Source organism: Robinsoniella sp. KNHs210 (genome assembly GCF_000686105.1).
Lineage (GTDB): Bacteria > Bacillota > Clostridia > Lachnospirales > Lachnospiraceae > Robinsoniella > Robinsoniella peoriensis.
Genome location: NZ_JMLZ01000002.1, coordinates 4,053,421 through 4,070,557, shown reverse-complemented (window position 1 = coordinate 4,070,557; position 17,137 = coordinate 4,053,421). Strand labels below are relative to the sequence as shown.

The 17,137-nt window shown below is 39.2% G+C and carries 12 protein-coding genes; all 12 read right to left on the bottom strand.

What is annotated here, in order from left to right:
* Nucleotides 1-62: 62 nt before the first annotated feature.
* The 12 genes from CD03_RS34645 to CD03_RS0124065 all read right to left on the bottom strand — a co-directional run bounded on the left by CD03_RS34645 (nt 63) and on the right by CD03_RS0124065 (nt 16,991).
* Nucleotides 63-1,157: a glycoside hydrolase family 172 protein gene (locus tag CD03_RS34645; RefSeq protein ID WP_044289628.1), complete on the bottom strand. Its 1,095-nt coding sequence runs from the start codon at nt 1,155-1,157 to the stop codon at nt 63-65.
* A gap of 159 nt (nt 1,158-1,316) precedes the next feature.
* A complete protein-coding gene (locus tag CD03_RS0124115; RefSeq protein WP_027295820.1) occupies nt 1,317-2,141 on the bottom strand; it encodes a carbohydrate ABC transporter permease in 825 nt (274 codons plus the stop codon).
* A 38-nt stretch (nt 2,142-2,179) separates the two neighbouring features.
* Complete coding sequence (locus CD03_RS0124110; RefSeq protein WP_027295819.1) at nt 2,180-3,061, bottom strand: carbohydrate ABC transporter permease; 882 nt, start codon at nt 3,059-3,061, stop codon at nt 2,180-2,182.
* A gap of 75 nt (nt 3,062-3,136) precedes the next feature.
* Nucleotides 3,137-4,486, bottom strand: a complete 1,350-nt coding sequence (locus CD03_RS0124105) for an ABC transporter substrate-binding protein (RefSeq protein ID WP_027295818.1) — start codon at nt 4,484-4,486, stop codon at nt 3,137-3,139.
* A 333-nt stretch (nt 4,487-4,819) separates the two neighbouring features.
* Nucleotides 4,820-6,325 (bottom strand): response regulator transcription factor, encoded by a 1,506-nt coding sequence (locus tag CD03_RS0124100; protein WP_027295817.1) that lies wholly within the window; start codon nt 6,323-6,325, stop codon nt 4,820-4,822.
* Nucleotides 6,326-6,342: 17 nt separating this feature from the next.
* Nucleotides 6,343-8,088 (bottom strand): sensor histidine kinase, encoded by a 1,746-nt coding sequence (locus CD03_RS36450; RefSeq protein ID WP_027295816.1) that lies wholly within the window; start codon nt 8,086-8,088, stop codon nt 6,343-6,345.
* 176 nt (nt 8,089-8,264) lie between these two features.
* Complete coding sequence (locus CD03_RS0124090) at nt 8,265-10,055, bottom strand: sensor histidine kinase (protein WP_027295815.1); 1,791 nt, start codon at nt 10,053-10,055, stop codon at nt 8,265-8,267.
* 126 nt (nt 10,056-10,181) lie between these two features.
* On the bottom strand, nt 10,182-11,009 hold the full coding sequence (locus tag CD03_RS0124085) for a carbohydrate ABC transporter permease (RefSeq protein WP_027295814.1): 828 nt from the start codon (nt 11,007-11,009) through the stop codon (nt 10,182-10,184).
* A complete protein-coding gene (locus CD03_RS0124080) occupies nt 11,009-11,866 on the bottom strand; it encodes a carbohydrate ABC transporter permease (RefSeq protein ID WP_242849149.1) in 858 nt (285 codons plus the stop codon). Before CD03_RS0124080 ends, CD03_RS0124085 begins: the two co-directional genes overlap by 1 nt.
* A 66-nt stretch (nt 11,867-11,932) precedes the next feature.
* Nucleotides 11,933-13,318: an ABC transporter substrate-binding protein gene (locus CD03_RS0124075; RefSeq protein ID WP_027295812.1), complete on the bottom strand. Its 1,386-nt coding sequence runs from the start codon at nt 13,316-13,318 to the stop codon at nt 11,933-11,935.
* A gap of 102 nt (nt 13,319-13,420) precedes the next feature.
* A complete protein-coding gene (locus CD03_RS0124070; RefSeq protein WP_027295811.1) occupies nt 13,421-15,499 on the bottom strand; it encodes an alpha-L-rhamnosidase-related protein in 2,079 nt (692 codons plus the stop codon).
* Nucleotides 15,462-16,991, bottom strand: coding sequence for a response regulator transcription factor (locus CD03_RS0124065; RefSeq protein ID WP_027295810.1), 1,530 nt, complete (start codon nt 16,989-16,991; stop codon nt 15,462-15,464). The genes CD03_RS0124070 and CD03_RS0124065 overlap by 38 nt, the downstream gene beginning before the upstream one ends.
* Between the last annotated feature and the right edge of the window lie 146 nt (nt 16,992-17,137).

Here is a 17,137-nt window from a genome sequence, read left to right as displayed (position 1 = left end):
AGTTGTAATATGCTGCGCTTTTTTTAAATATAATAGTATGTTTTAGGTTTTAAAATTATTTGTTAGATTTTTCCTTCCCAATTAAACTCTTCTTCCTCTATAGGGAGCCGCTTCTCCACAGGCAGTATTTCGGCAAAGGCTGCATGCGGCTCTGTCTGATACCAATATGCAGTCGTTGACCAGTCATCGCTTCTGTGATTGTCATGTCCATGCTCAATTGTAACTTTGATGGACTGCTCAAACATAATCGGATCCTGTATATGGTAACGGTAATAGGAAATCTTCCCCTTCCAGTTATCTTCTCCCCCCAGTATTAACCCATGATAGGGAGCGCTGTACTCCTGCCGGGGGCACCATGCCATATTTACATAGTCTTCGGTTCCGGTTCCATGAAGTCTTGGAGGCCATGGCTCCCCGTCAATAAAGATCATATCATCGCCCTCACCAGGCCAGTCCCAAAGTCCATTGGAATTGAGGTTATGAATGTTAATATTACAGCCTGCATAATGACCTCTTCCGGAAGCTTCAAATAATACATAATTGTCTTCTCCCGTTAAATTTGCCCCTTCAAAACACCAGTCCCTGTGGGTCTCAAAATTCTCTTCTGTCACACCCTTCGTTGGCAACTCCCGATTCCACAATGCATGGAAGCGAAGCATTTCTTCCGGTAGTTCCTCGTACTCTTCATAATCAATATAAAAATATAAGATTAATGTAGTATCACATTCATTTACGACGGTGAGATGGGCACGTTCAGCAAAAGGCATCGGAAACCAGCAGTTAAATGCCCGTCCGTCTTCCGGACTCATTTGTAAGGGAGCGCTGACAAAGTTCTTGCACATAGCATGACCCATACCAAAGAAATCCCCGATGGGTGCCAATACACTTGGTTCCTCTTCATTATCCCAGTAGAACTTAAGGACCGGTTTTCTCAGATTATACTTTTCCTGGATAAACCCGTCATTTGCCAGTGTAAACCAAATGTGGTTAATACAGCCTGCACCTTTAATGTCACAGATCGTAAAAGTTTTACCCGGCTGGATATAAACACGGTCATCATTGCCGCCCTTTTTATCATAACTGGAAACCCTCTTTCGCTTTGTATCTCTTTTAATCGCTAATGTATTTAGTGATGATGGTATGTTGGAATAGTTCATAATTTCACCTTATATTGCAGACTTTCTGCAATACCGCCCATACTGTCCGGATCCATAATCTCCCTGGGCGTTCCTTTCTTTTATAATATTTTAGTGGTATCTGATTGCAGTCATCCTTTATCATTTATCCTTTTTCATTTATCATTTATCTGTTATCCTTTATCCTTTAATGCCCGCAGTTTTTATTCCGTCTGTAATATATCTCTGAAATACAAAAAATAATATGATTATGGGCAGTGCCGCAATGCAGGAAGCTGCCATAACGAGATTCCATTCTACGGACTGTGAAGTCTTGAAATTGGCAATTGCTATCTGTACCAGCCACAATGATCTGTCCTGTGCAATAATTAATGGCCAGAGATAATTGTTCCAGTTTGCCAGGAAAAAGGATATTGCCAGGGTTACCGCTATGGGCTTAGACAGTGGAAGAACCACCCGCCAAAAAACTCCAAAGTATGATGCCCCATCTATCTTTGCCGCTTCCTCCAGTTCCTTGGGAATTCCCAGGAAGAACTGCCGGAATAAAAAGATTCCATAGGCATTGGGAATCATGGGAATAATAACTCCCCAAAGGTTATTAATTAAATGCATTTTCTGTACAATAATAAACAACGGAATCATAATTACAGAAAACGGAATCATTAATGTGCTTAGTATCCAGGTGAAAATGACATTTTTCCCAAGGAAGTTCAGCCTTGCCAGTGCATATGCTGACATTGCATGAAAGATAAGGGCCACAACGGTTACTATGGTTGCCACAAAAAAGGAATTGTAAATGTATCCGCCAAAGCTTTCTTCCTGAAAAACCGTCCTGTAATTATCAAAGGATAATGTGGAAAAATCCGGAAAGATATCCATATTGAAAATATCCCCCAATGGTTTAAACGAACTGATAACCAGAAAATATATCGGAAATACAATAATAATCGCTATGATGGCAGCTATCACAATAAGAATAATCTGCTGCCTGGTCTTTTTTTTCATGATAATCTCCCATCCGCCTGCCTGCGCAGGCATAAAACTTAATCTTCCCTGCCCTTTAAAATTTTCATTTGAAGTAAGGTAAATACCATAATTACTAAGAACAATACAAATGCCAAAGCTGAAGAATATCCCATCTGGTTAGTTTCAAATGCCTGCCGGTAAGTGTATAAAACAGATGTGGTAGTAGCATTTGCCGGTCCTCCTGCCGTCATGACTTTAATCTGGTCGAATGCCTGAAAGGAAGCAATTGCGCACATTACAACTACGAATACGGTAGTATCTTTCAGCAATGGAAGCGTGATTGTAAAAAATTTGCGGATGCTGCCTGCTCCGTCAATGTCTGCCGCCTCATAATATTCTGCCGGTATGTCTTTCATGGCAGACAGAAATAAAATAGCATTATATCCCAATACCAGCCATACGCCTACCACTACTACCGAAGGCAGTGCCTGGGTGGTGGAAGCAAGAAACTTTTGATTTTCACCTCCGCAGTATTTGATAATCTGGTTTAAGAATCCTTTCATGGGATCATACATAAAGGACCACATCAGACCTGCAATAACCGTAGAAATTGCATAGGGAACAAAAAATGCTGTTCTAAAAAATGACTGCACCTTTTTGTTCAGGCTGTTTAACAGGCTTGCAACCAAGAGGCTTAAGCAAAATACAGCCGGAACATACATTAAGGTATATTTTACGGTTACCCATAAACTTTTTAAAAACAAATCATCGTTTAGCAGTTTCTGATAATTTTTCAGCCCTGCAAAAGTCATTGCGGATAATCCGGTCCAATCGTGCAGACTGATATAAAAAGCATACAGGATAGGAATAAAAACAAACACCAAAAGTCCCAGAACATCCGGTAAAAGCATAGCATATGCCGTCAGAGCTTCACCTTTATTAATTTTACGTTTTTTCATGCCGCCCCTCTTTTCTGTAATTCTGATACAGCGTTAATCACGCTGTATCAGTTCAATGATCTAATCGTTTAGAGATTATAATTCGCCATCATAACTGGCGAGGAATTCATTGATCTTATCCTCTGCCTTAATAACCTCCTCTGTAATGTCCGTACTGGTATCAAAATATGCAGCCTGAAGCAGATCCTGTAAAATAGTTGATATTTCAGCCGGGAGCCTTTTCTCTGCCTTTTCCGTTCCAAAGATTTCATTGGTAAATACAGAGCGCAGTCCCTTCTGGTAGATGTCACTGTTGTTTTCCACAATTGACTTTCTTGGAGAGTAGGCAAATTTCACCTCAGTACACCATTCCTCCCCATGGGATACATCATCTGCAAACAGCCATGTGGCAAATCTGGCTGCCTCTTCGGGATATTTGGAATTGGCATTTGCACATACTTTCCAGCCGCCGGCAACGGTAGATGCATGACCGCCTTCCGGAATCGGAAGTGGAACCAGACCTACATTATCAATATAATCCGCATACTCCTGCTCCAGCTTCGTAATTGCCCAGGAGCCGTTTATCTGCATTGCCGTTTCTCCATCAGCCAGTATTCCGATTTCCGTATTATTTCGGCTCGGTTTCAGATTAGCAGTGCCCTCCTCCAGCATTTTCCGTTTCAGTTCTAAATTCTCTATTACTCCCGGCTGGTTCAGTTTTGCAGCTGTTTTCTCTTCATTGAACACATCATTATCCGTCTGCCACAGGAATGGATACCATTCAAATAATTGATGGGTTCCTTTCACTGTTTCAAAGGTGAGTCCCGATCTGGTATCTGTTGTCAATGCTTTCGCCGCATCATACATCTCATTCCAGGTCTTGGGAGCCTCCTTATTTACTTCTGCCAAAGCCTTTTTATCATAATACAATCCCAAGAACTCCATTTCAAAAGGAATAGCCAGAATATCCTCTCCTATTTTCACTCCGTCCAGGGATGATTCTGAGAAATCCGATAGTACTTCCGGTTTGATGTAATCATTTAATGGTGCAAGAATATCGGAATTTGCGTATTTCAAAAATAGTCCAGGGGCTACCAGAAAGACATCCGGACCTGTGCCGGAGGCAAATGCCGTTGCCATTTTTGTACCATTGTAATCTTCCCAGGGGATCTGTTCCATTTTAACGTGTACGTCCGGGTTTTCTTCATTATACAAATCCACGTATTTCTTAAAGAAATCGTATTCCGCATTTTCCTGGAACATCCAGAATGTAATCTCTTTAGCATCTGCTGATTTAGTATCACCGGCAGCCGCTGTTGTTTTTGATTGTGTATCCCCGGTTTCTTTTCCCGTCTCTTTTCCCATACCTTTTCCACATCCCGACAGCATTCCTGCCACCATTGTCAAAGCCAACGCACCACATAATAACCTGCTTCTCTTCTTCATTTGAATCCTCCTTATTTCTCGGCATTCTGCAATGACTGGCGACGTCTTTCCAGTTCCCTGCTTCTCTTTACACTTGTATTATAGCTTTTCTGAATTTTAATTACTATTTTAAATATTTTACATTCCTTTTGTTTTTTTCATATTTTGTGTGGAATTTGTTATAAATTTGTTTTATTCAGGTATTTTGTTGGGAAGCAGACTGAATCTCACAAAGGTGGGGAGTGGAGGAATTACACAGACATCATAGGCTTAGGAGCACTGCTAGATCAGCATAAAAATATGGGCACAAAAGCCGCATTGCTTCTGCCCCCACACTACTATTGTTTTAATCCTCTATAAATACTGCCGGTATTCAGCCGGTGTTACTCCGATCTGTTTTTTAAATAACGTGGTAAAATATTGGGAGTTGGTGTATCCTACCTGTTCCGCAATATGGTAGACCTTATCATTGGTGCTGACCAGCAGCTCCTTTGCTCTCTCCATCCTTCGGTATGTAATATACTCTACAAAGTTCATGCCTGCCTCAGTCTTAAAATAATTACTCAGATACCCAACCGAAAGGTTTGCATACTCTGCCACTTCCTGCAAAGAAATATCCCGGGTAAAATTTTCATCCACATATTTCATAATATTGTTCATCCGGTAAGATTTTGTTTTATACTCTTTCATCTGGCGGATTCCTGCAGATATTTCAGCGATATTGCTGCTTAATACCTCCTCCAGCTCAGAAAAAGTTTTCATTTCTTCAATGTTGGCGGTGAAAGACAGGATATTCTTACTATATCCCGGATCTATGCCGAAGGATTCACACAACCGCTCTAAATTAGTACCCAGGAACATCATATGATTTTTAAGCCTCAGGATACTGCAGTTGCTTTCCTTATAAACGCTCATCAGATCCTTAATATGTGCACACAGCCCTTCTTCATTCAGGCTTTTCATCGCATTTACCATTCTCCCCATAATCTCGTCCGGAAACCGTATTTCCCGATCCATCCGGTCTTTGTCATAAGTGAAAATGGTCTGAAACCGCTGGTAAATGCAGTTCTTTAATGCAACCACTGCCTGCATATACTGCTCTTTCAGCATCAAATAGTCACTCGCTTCCCCACTGACCCCTACGAGTACTTTACAGTTATAATTCTGCAGAAGCAGCTCGGCTTTCTTTGCAAATTCTTCAGGGTCCCATTTCCGGTTCCAGATCAGCACGGACTGTTTATCAAAGCAGTTATATACCTTAAGATCGGAATATATCTCCTGTTTTAGCATCCGCTTCATTCCGCCCACTGATTTCAGTGCCGCAGCATTAACATACTGTGTCTCAATAATCATAACTCTGTGAAGTTCTTTTTTTTCGGTAAATCCCAATACATTTAAATAATGCAGTTCCTCCTCCTTAGCACTTGTCTTCAAAAGATTAAAAAAATGATTATCCTCCGCACTCTCCTGATTTTCCATCTTTTTCTCAGTTCTCTTTTTCGCAATCGCATCCAGTACCTTATAGAATTCTTCTTCCTCTACCGGCTTCAGCAAAAAATCATATACCTGATACTGCAGTGCTTTCTTTGCATATTCAAAATCACCGTATCCGCTTAAAATCACAAACTCCAGATTCTGGTAACGGTGCTTCAGATAATTAATCAGCTCCAAGCCATCCATATGAGGCATTTTAATATCGGTGATCACAACATCCGGCACTTCCCTGGTAAAAAATTCAATAGCCTCTGCCGCAGATTCACAGCAGCCTGCAAGTTCATATTTATCATCGTATTCCTGTATCAGATTGGAGATCCCTCTCCTTACTCTCGGTTCATCATCAACAACCAGTATTTTTAACATTGCTGTTCCCCCCAATATTACATCTCTTTTGCCTTTGGCGGAAAATGTATGATAATCTCAGTGCCTTCTTCCGGCCTGCTTTCAATTATTAAACCGTATTTTTCCCCGTACAGCAGTTTTAATCTTTGATTGATGTTACTAAGTCCTATTCTGTCACTGTCTTGTGATAAGACATAAAATATTCTTTCCCTGGTCATCCCTGCTCCGTTATCGATAATCCGAAGCACAGCATCCTCCCCTTCTTTTTTCCCTATTATCTGTATATGACCTCCTTTCATCTGCCGGGAAAATCCATGGGTCAGGCTGTTTTCTACCAATGGCTGCAATAGCATTTTAAAGGTTTTATACTCCAGGATATCGGCGTCGATCTGGAACTCAGACGTAAAAGCCTTCTCATAACGCTCTTCGTAAATGTTCAGATAATTTTTAATACAGTTTATTTCCTCCTCCAGGGTAACAATATCCTCTTTCTTACTGATGGAATATCTTAAAATCCGGGAAAGAGAAGTAATCATTTTACTGATATCCTTTGCCTTTAAATCCTTTGCCATCCAATTAATAGTATCCAGTGTATTATACATAAAATGCGGATTAATCTGGGCATTCAGTGCCTGTATATGGTATTCCTTTTCTTTTTTATTCGCCTCATTATTTTTCTCAATCAGATTTAAGATCCGGCTGTTCATATCATTAAAGCTTCGATACAGGCTTCCCACCTCATCCTTCTGATCAATATACAATTTATTCTTCATAAAATCCGGATCCGGCGTATTCATCACAACCACCATTTTCTGTATCGGCTTGATAATATATACCTGTATTGCCACAGCCCCGAAAACACAGAACAGCAATACTAACAGAATCTGTGCTGCAACAACGGAAACAACCCATTCCCTTGTTTTCAGCACCTCATCTTTTTTAATCATTGATATATAATTCCAGTCATTATAAGCGGACGCCTGTTTTACAACTATGTAAGGATTATTCCTGTAATTTTGTTCCGTATAACTATCTTCCGATTTCAGGATATCGGACAACACACTTTTATCCAGGGACTCATCTAAGGATGCATCGTTACTCCAGATGATATTCCCTATATCATCCGCTATCAATAATGTGGACTTATCTTTTACTTCCAGCTTTTCAAATAAATCTTCAAATAAATCAATGTTTATGTTCAGTATAAATTCTCCCCGTTTCGCCCAGTTATGACTGATATCTTTTACCAGCATGGCACAGGATATATAACTCATTTCCTCCTTAGTGCTTCCCTTTGGCTTCACCTGAAATGTAGAAATCCATCCAAGACTCCCATCCAGTTCATCTATTTTCTGCACCCATTCCGGATGAGAATGATAAACGTCAATATAGGATGCCCCTGAATAGCTATCCTGAAAATAGGTCTCTCCGTTCGCCGCGAAAAAGTAGGCACCGTCAATATGGTCTGCGCTCTTTAACAGATTACGCAGAAATTCCGTAATCTCCACGTAATCAATCGGGATCTTCTGATTTTTATTTAGATTCTTTAAAATATCTTCATCATTATAGATGGTGCCAATAATTCTTTCGTATTCTTTAAGCTGGATTTCGGCTGCCTTTGATACCACCGATAATTGATTATACTGGCTTTCATACTCTTTTTGCAGCCAGCTGCTGGTAATCATATTATACAGCCAGAAACTGATGCAGCAAAAAGGCAGGATAATAAACACCAGCAATATCAGAAAAAACTTTTTCTTGATGGATAGATCGTTGAATTTCAACTGCATGTCCTCCTTGACGAATATGAATTAAATTATGATTTTATTATAAACGCTCGCGGGGGTTTGTACAACTCTAATAGATGATGAGGTTTTGGTGGAGATTAAAAAAGTGCCAGCTATACAAATTCTCTATAGCCGGCACTTTCCTGTACGTTATAATGATAAATAATTAGTTTTTAGAATCTGTTCCACGGCGCTGATAACTCCACTTCTGCACCCTGCTCGTTATTCCTGATCTTCAGATCAGCACATTCTCCATAACATAGCAGCAGCCGAAGATAGGTGTTTACAATCCCCATTCCTCCTATTTCCAATTCTAATGATTCCTTTTCCAGAAAAATTTTATTCCGTACCCTGACCATCTGACTCCTGATTTCCGATAAAACAGCTTCTTCAAATCCTTCTCCGCTGTCCTTTACTGTAATTTTCCATATATTTTCTTTTATAACGCCATAAATAGAAACGTACATTGTTTTGGTCGTATTTTTATATCCATGATTTAGCGCATTTTCTACCAAGGGCTGCAGGATCATTTTTGGCATTTCCATTTTCATCATTTCTTCATCTATATCAACAACACATTTCAGTCTGTCCTCAAACCTTTTCTCCATTAACATTAAATAATTTTTTGTGTAGTCTATTTCATCACTTAAAGTAACTGTCTTCTGTCCCGTTGATGTGGTGTAACGCAGCAGATTTGCAATTGCCTCACAAATTTCTCCAATCTCATAATTTTCCTGTTCCATTCCTTTATTTGAGATCATATTAAGAACATTAAACAGGAAATGGGGATTAATCTGCGCCTGAAGCATATCCAGATTTGCTTGCAGCACAAGAGAATGATTCTGTATTTCACGCTCAATGGAATCGTTCAGTCGTGTTCTTAAATCCTGAAAAGACTGATTCAGTGCCTCGATCTCATTCCCCTTATTTTTTAACACAATCTGTTCAGGCAGATTTCGAATCTCAATTGACTCCATACACTGTTGGAGTTCCCTGATGGGTCTGGTCAGATACTTTGAAAAAACACTCATTCCAATAAAAGCAATAAAGGCACTGATCAACCCAATAGCAATGACTATCCTGCGCATGTCGTATACCGGACTCATTAATTTACTGTAATCCTGTACCAGCAAAATTGTGATTTTCCAATCAGGAATTATTTTTTTTCCAAATATTTCTTTATTATTTAGATGGGGATTTTTGTAATCCGTAACCTGATCAATTCCCCTGTCAGCAACTTCCTGATAATACTCCAGCAGTCTTGTATTTTCAACATTTTTTTGATATAATACCTGATCATCATTTAAGACAACAATACGATATTCCTCCTGCTGAGGCAGAATAAAAATATTTTCAAACTCTTCGTTTTTTACCTGTACTTCAATATATCCCATATCAATGTTATGGCCTCTTAACACTCTCGCCAGACCAAAGACTTTTTGGTGTGAATTTTCCCAGGGATCATCATACGGCGCTATTAAAATACTTTTCCCCTGGGCCTGTTGCGCCTGTTCTTTCCACGGCAGCTGGTTTACAATACTCTTACTATTTTGTGGTTTGACATAATTATTATTATTACTGGTAAAAAAATCCCCTTTTTTATTAAATACATTTACCCCATAAAAATTCTGTGATAAAGAATCCCGGTGTATAATCTGATTAATATTCACTTGGGCTCTATTAATATCATAGGCATCTTCTATCGTATCCGGTTTAATATAGGTAATGGTGGCCATTTCCTCCATAAACTCCCTGCTCGCAATAAAATCCCATGAAATAAATTCCATGGGTTTTAGCAATTGACTCAGTTGATTTGCCAGTTTATCTGTCATGACCTTTAAATTTTCTTTACTGTTTTCTTCCAGTGTTTCTGAACTGTAGTAATAGAAAACAACACTGATTGCCATGATTAATACAATTGTAACGATAGAGAATGCTGCAAAAATTTTATTACGAAAGCTCATCCTATTGTCCCTCTTTACTTTAGAGCGTGTCTTATAATTTTGCACCTTAAAATACGAACTCCTTTCCAAAACCGTACGTGTGGGATTTCCACCCACTAAACCAATCGCCCTTTTTTCTGGACGCGCTCACCCCTTAACAGCACCAGATGTCATTCCACCAATAATCTTTTTATTGAATATGAGAAATAGAATCAGCGGTGGGATTGTAATTAAAACAACGTCTGCAAAAACTAAATTCCAGGAACTTGCATACTGCCCCATAAAATTATAAATAGATGTCTGCACTGTGACATTTTTCGCACCCGGAAAGAAATATAAAGGATTCACAAAATCATTAAATATATTAACGGATACTAAAATAATAACAGTGGATGTTACAGGTTTCAATAAGGGGAAAATAATATTAACAAAAAACTTCATTCGTCCACATCCATCCATTAGTGCTGCCTCATCTAATTCCTTTGGAATCGTGGCAATATAACCTTTGTAAACCATTATGGAAAATGGTGTAAATAGTGCTACTTCTACTAATATAATGCCAATAAGTGTTTTAAACAAACCAAGTCCGCTCAAAACCCATATGGTGGGGACGATAGCCGGAGGCATCATGAGCCCGAGCATAAACACCAGATTAATAATTGTTACAGGCTTACCTTTGCGTCTCTGTAGTACAAATGCTGCCATGGAACATACGATTATCATAATTGCCAGTGAGAAAAAAGTAATAAGCGCGCTATTGTAAAATCCCCGTATAATCATACCATGCTTTGTCTGTAGTACCGTTAAATAATTTTCTGCAATATGTAATGTCTGAGGTAAACTCATGCTCATTTCCCCTGCCTCCATCTTATCTTTAAAAGATGTAAGCAGTACAAAGAGAAATGGGATTCCAAAAATGATAAGGGAAAGGAGAACTGCCGAAACTTCTATTAATATCCTCTGGATCCGCTTCATTATAATTCCACCTCCTTTTTTGTCAGGTTTATATATAACGGAACAATTACAATTGAAATTAGCAGGAATAGAATGACATTCCCCGCAGTTGATATACCATAAAATCCGGCGGAATACTGTTTGTATATTATAGAAGCCAGCTGGTCGCTTGCAAATCCGGGTCCCCCCTTTGTCATCGCCCAGACTAGTTCAAAACTTTTCAGCCCTCCAATTAAGGATAACAGGATTACGGTATTTCTGGAAGAACAGGACAGGGGAACCGTGATGTTCCAAAATTTGTCCCATGCATTACCGCCATCTGCCATAAGGGCTTCATTGTATTCCTGAGGAATTGCCATAATACCTGATATATAGATTACGGTTGCCACTCCAACTCCTTTCCAGACATCCACAAAGGCTACTGATAAAAGTGCAAGACTTGGATTCCCCAGCCAATCAACAGACGGAAGATGCAGAGCATTTAATGCCTGGTTAATCAGTCCCCGCGTAGGATGCATTAAACTCAAAAACGTTATTCCAACTGCCAATCCGCTAATGAGATTTGGGAAATATACAATCGTTCTCACAAAATTCTTAGTCTTTAACTTGGAGCACAAAAAATTAGCCAATAAGAGTCCTATCACAACCTTTGAACCGGATGTTACAAAAGCATAAATAAACGTATTCTTAAATCCAATCGATAAAGATGGTTCCATTAAAAATGTTTTAAAGTTCTCAAATCCTATAAACTGCCACTCTGTCAAAGTCCACCTGGTGAAACAGAAGAAAAAGGAAGACAGCATTGGAACCAGAAAGATGATTACAAAAATAATTCCAGCCGGTGCCAAAAACAAGTAAGAGTAAAATTTTTTATTCATCACAACCTCCATCATCATTTATAAAAACAGATCTGCAAGACATCTGCAGACCTGTTTAAATAATTTTTACCAGCCTTCAAGTCCTAACTGTTTTGCCTGTTTGATTACGTCCTGATCATACGTTTCTGCACATTTCTTAGCATCTGTCATATTACTTGCACACTCAACACATATCTGTGGCAGATTGGGTCCTTTAACAGGAGATTCAAATTCAAGTGCCGAAGCAATTTTCCCGGATTCAAAATAAGGAAGCAAATCTTTGACTGCTGGATAAACATCCTCAGGCAATTCCACTCCTTTTACAACATAAGGACCTAATGGTTTCTCTGCCTGGGCAAATATTTCTACTCCTTCTTTCGATACAAAAAATTCAATCCACTTCTTCGCTGCTTCCAGATTTTCCGCGTTTTTGTTGATATAGTAAGCATTTGGCTGCCATACAGTAAGACCATTTGGATCAGCTGCGTCTCCGGGCTGCGCAAACATACCGATATCATTTATCTGATCAGGATAAGATGCTGCAATAGATGCGAGGGCCCCGGACAACATGGGGAACATGGCTCCACTGCCTTCCGCCAGCATTTTATAAGCGTCCTCCGGAGTTGCTGCCAGGAAGTCTTCATTGAAATATCCTTTTTCACCAATTTCATAAAGTTTTTCAAAACCTCTTAACGCAATGGGAGTATCTGCAAAATTTGCTTTATTGGCGGAATACTTTTCTGCAAAATCCGGCATTTGTGCCTGTACATTGTAGAAATCAGAGAGCAAAATTAACTGAGCCCATCCAGGACTCGCATATGCACCAATTACAGGTGTTTTTCCTGCTTCTTTGATCTTTTCACAATTTGCCAGTAATTCATCCCAAGTATTTGGCACGGTAAGCCCCAGTTCTTCATAAACTTTTTTATTATACATCCATGCTCCCGCCTGTGTGGAGTTTGCAGGTACTCCATAGATCTTTCCCTCTACAGTCACAGTCTTTAGATAACTTTCTTCGATGTTATTGATATAAGGTTCATTTGTAAGATCAAGAAAGTTTTTAGCAGGATCCATCGTGGTTAATAAGGAACCCGAATTAAAAAATGTAATATCAGACATATCTCCCGTGGCAAATCTTGTCTGCCTTATATTCTGTCCCTCTGTCCCACTTGGTATGTCTTCCACTTCTGTCACTATATTATACTTTTCTTCTATAGCAGCAATAACTGCGTTTAACCCCTCATGAGGAGTCTCACGATCCATCAGTAAAGTAACCGTCTGCTGTTCTTTACTACCCTCTCCTTGTGTCCCCTGCGTATCCGCCGGTTCAGATGCTCCTGCTGTTGCTGCACCGGTATCCGGGGTTTTCGCTGCATTTGTTTCCTCAGCAGTACCACCGCTGCATCCGGCAAGTGACATCATAAGCATCGCTGTACTTACAATTAACGCTAATCCTTTACATCTCTTCTTCATATTCTTTCCTCCTAACTATTGTTTGTAAAATTATGTTACCATGGCTGAAAAATTAATTGCATAGACAAACTCACACAGAGGACAGGATTTTTCAGCACTCCATTAAAATACCATTGGTAATTGACGCAGAATATCTTCTTCCATCCCCTCCGGTAAGTTTATTTTTTCTATTCGTACCTGATAAGGGGTCTTATTATCAATCTTTATTTGAAGGACGTTTTCCTCACATATCATTTCAACCTGCAAAATTCCACCGGCTACCTGCATGGAGTATTTTTGTTCCCTTATTATGGTAAAATCCGGACACAGATAAACTACTTTTTCACCACAATCTATCTTCACACCTGCCAGATAACGATAGAACAGGGTCATAGGGCCTCCGCTCCACGCATGATTCCTGGTCCCCAGAATAGCAAAGTCCTCCCACAAGGTTGCATTTTCATTTTGAATGAGAGGCATATATCTGTTCATAATTCTCCTAAACGCACTCCTGGTATATCCCATTTTAAAAAGTGCTTCACTTACATACACCTCCATATAAGGTGTACAATTATAAGTTGTTATCAGAATTTTTTTAATATCCTCATAGTGCTCGCGCTTCGCCAATCCGCTCAGAACAGCCAATGCATTTGCTCTTTCATCTACGATTTCACCCACTCCGTAATAATTGCCTTTCCAAAAATGCTCTTCAAATTTCTGTTCCATGGAGGCCATACGGTTTGTAAGAAAATCATGGTACTCTAACCTGGACAGACATTCCCCAACACGTTTCGCAAAAGAGAGTGCCATATAATACCATGTGTTTTCCAACACAATCTTATCCTGGTTATACAGATGGTCAAACCAGTACCAGTCACCTGTTCTGCTCTCTACGATCCCCTCTTCATTCATATCCCACAGCCTCAGGTAACGAACCATAGGTTCAAATGCCATTTCCAGAATCTCTCTATCCCCGGTAAATTCATAGTAGACTGATATCATCCCTAATTCACTGATTGCATTTAAACTTTGGGACGGAAGCTCGCTAGAATGGATACCCGGTACATTACCCACCAGACAATCACCTTTTCTTAATGAGATGAAGTTATGTATAGCTTTCTTAAGCAGTAAAACCGCATTCCGATCCAATGTATAAAAGATCTGAGGTGCCTGGACTGAGACATCCCCGATCCATTGCCCCCGCTCCCGGTCAGGACAGTCCATAAAATTATCCCTCATACAGAATTTTAATGTTCTGGCACATTTTTTCATCAAAGTGTTAACTTCCTCATTATCAGTGTGCATTACACCCATTAATTTCGTATCATACTCACAAATACGGTATCCAAGCCTTATAATGGAAACACTATCCGGGATATAAAAATGGAGTTCCTCACAAGCCATATAATCATAATTCAGGTATTGGTTATATCCTTTTTGGCATATGTATTCCGTCATGTGCCCCGCATATTGATTCATCTCATCTCCGGGCCCTCCATTTACTGTATAACGGTCATTTCTGATCTCTATGGTTTCATTCCCCTCAGCTTCAACTTCCATATAGGCCATGACATGCAGGGCGGTAGGTAATTTTAATACATATCTTCCGTCAGATTTCCTATATTCTGCGGAAATGACAGGCGAAAAAGAAAACAGAGGAACCGGACGCTCATAAAGACTCCCAAAATCTTCCCAACAGTATTCAACAGCATCTTTAAGCATTTCGTCATTTATTCGGTAATTTGCATTATAGCCAATATTGAAACCTCCATATAAATAGGATGGCTCCGCTTTGTCTGTCTCGAAATAACATGGATGACGCAGGCACTTCGTTGCAGAGTCACTGTATAGAGCCAGCTCCTCACATGCAAAGATCAAGCCTGCAGATTTAAGAGGCACATTGTTCCTTCCTCCGTTACCGTAATGCCATACAAGAATTTCCATAACATTCACCCCGGCTTTTATAAAATCCGTAATGGCAACCTTGTCTGCATATCCACTATTTTCACCATATGCATCCCGGAACAGCCCGCCGTCCAGAACGCATAAGTTCTGATTTATATATAGGAAATATCTGGTATCTGCTGATATAGAAAGAATATAATCACCTTCTTTTTCTACCTTAAAATTCTTTCTAAAATAAACCCAGTCATTATCTGATCGATTATTTTCTTCCCAAATCCACTTTGCACCTGTTAACATCCCTTTTATCCTCCTCAAAATTTTTTTCAAATCTTCTTTGAAAATCAGACGGCAGTTCCCCTGTAATATTTTTAAACACACGGCTAAAATAAGCAGCATCCTCATAGCCAAGCATTTTTGCTATTTCCCATAACCTTAAATCGGGCTGTAAACGCATAACCTCCTTTGCCTTTTCTACTTTCATCTTCATAAAATATTCTTTAAATGATGTTTTCTTATATGTTCGAAACAGCCTGCTAAAATATGTTTGTGAAATTCCAAAGTAATCACAGACCATCTCCATACTTAAAACTTCATTTATATGATTATTCAGATAATCTTCTATGGAATCCAGAAAGATCTCTTTACCAGTTTTTTCTGTTTCCGGCTTCCCCCGGGAAATGCTTCTTTGCAGAACAAACCAGAAGCTCTCCATTAATTCCCCCATATTGTTGGCATAACATACCGCCTCTTCAAGCAGCATGCTGTCTTCCAGTGTATCTGTATGGATATACTTTGACGCAAAATAGAAGATTGTCCGCAGGCTTTTCTCAACATGAATAAGCGGGCATTCATTTCTTTCCCATTCACTGAATAAGCGGATTATAGCTTTTTTAAGTTCTTCAATCTTATAATCCTTAATATAATGAGTTATTTGATCAATAACCGAGTCTGTAAGGGCTACTATATAATCTTCCTGAGGCTTTAAACTGCTAAGCTCAATAAATGTTGTTTTTGAAACTATAATTCTGGAGTTTATTTCTTTTATCAGTATATGTACTGTATCCGCAAAGTCTTGAAGCATGATCTTTTTTGCTGAATAAACAGCAGTATAATATTCTCCCCGGCACCAGACCCGGGTAAACTCTTTCATTTTTGTTACGATATCTCTGTCTGAAATCAAAATAACCTCGGATTCATCTCTGCATGCTAATACCCAATAATGTCCTCCGGTATCCATATCAAAATTTATTTCCAGTTCATTTATCTGTATACCATATCGAAACGGAATGCCTTTTTTACGTATCAGCCCTATGTAATACCTGTCATTCATCAAATATTTGTTCATACCCGAAAATGTGGCATCATTTTTTACGATTAAATTTCTAAAACATTCATACTGTTTCTTTTGATACTTTTCATTTAAAGTATCTCTTAGTTTATTCATTAGCGTATTTATCTTATTTAAACTGATTGGTTTTAATAAATACTCCACAACACCATATCGAATAGCACTCTGCGCAAACTGAAAATCCTGATATCCGCTAATAATTACCAGTTCTATATCCAGATTGCGCGCCCTGATCTGCCTTAACAGCTCAACACCGTCCATTACAGGCATTCGAATATCCGAAAATACCATATCAGGGGATTTTTCTTCAATTAAAACAAGTGCCTCTTCGCCTGACCGGGCCTCTCCCACCACCTGCATATCTGGATAATGACGGTCAATCATATTTTTCAGAGAACGAAGTGCTAACGGTTCATCTTCTGCAATAATTATTTTATACATATACAGCCTCTCTTCACTTTTTCTTCTCTATCATAACAGCTTGTGCCGGTAAATTATATGGATAAACAAACACACAATACTGTAATTTTAAGCACACCATTTATTCTATTTGAATAACCGTCAATGCACAAATGGTTATTTCTACC

Bases quoted from the DNA above. Each gene is read 5' to 3' on its own strand.
- CD03_RS34645 (WP_044289628.1), bottom strand. From the start codon at position 1,157: ATGAACTATTCCAACATACCATCATCACTAAATACATTAGCGATTAAA.
- CD03_RS0124115 (WP_027295820.1), bottom strand. From the start codon at position 2,141: ATGAAAAAAAAGACCAGGCAGCAGATTATTCTTATTGTGATAGCTGCC.
- CD03_RS0124110 (WP_027295819.1), bottom strand. From the start codon at position 3,061: ATGAAAAAACGTAAAATTAATAAAGGTGAAGCTCTGACGGCATATGCT.
- CD03_RS0124105 (WP_027295818.1), bottom strand. From the start codon at position 4,486: ATGAAGAAGAGAAGCAGGTTATTATGTGGTGCGTTGGCTTTGACAATG.
- CD03_RS0124100 (WP_027295817.1), bottom strand. From the start codon at position 6,325: ATGTTAAAAATACTGGTTGTTGATGATGAACCGAGAGTAAGGAGAGGG.
- CD03_RS0124090 (WP_027295815.1), bottom strand. From the start codon at position 10,055: ATGAGCTTTCGTAATAAAATTTTTGCAGCATTCTCTATCGTTACAATT.
- CD03_RS0124085 (WP_027295814.1), bottom strand. From the start codon at position 11,009: ATGAAGCGGATCCAGAGGATATTAATAGAAGTTTCGGCAGTTCTCCTT.
- CD03_RS0124080 (WP_242849149.1), bottom strand. From the start codon at position 11,866: ATGAATAAAAAATTTTACTCTTACTTGTTTTTGGCACCGGCTGGAATT.
- CD03_RS0124075 (WP_027295812.1), bottom strand. From the start codon at position 13,318: ATGAAGAAGAGATGTAAAGGATTAGCGTTAATTGTAAGTACAGCGATG.
- CD03_RS0124070 (WP_027295811.1), bottom strand. From the start codon at position 15,499: ATGTTAACAGGTGCAAAGTGGATTTGGGAAGAAAATAATCGATCAGAT.
- CD03_RS0124065 (WP_027295810.1), bottom strand. From the start codon at position 16,991: ATGTATAAAATAATTATTGCAGAAGATGAACCGTTAGCACTTCGTTCT.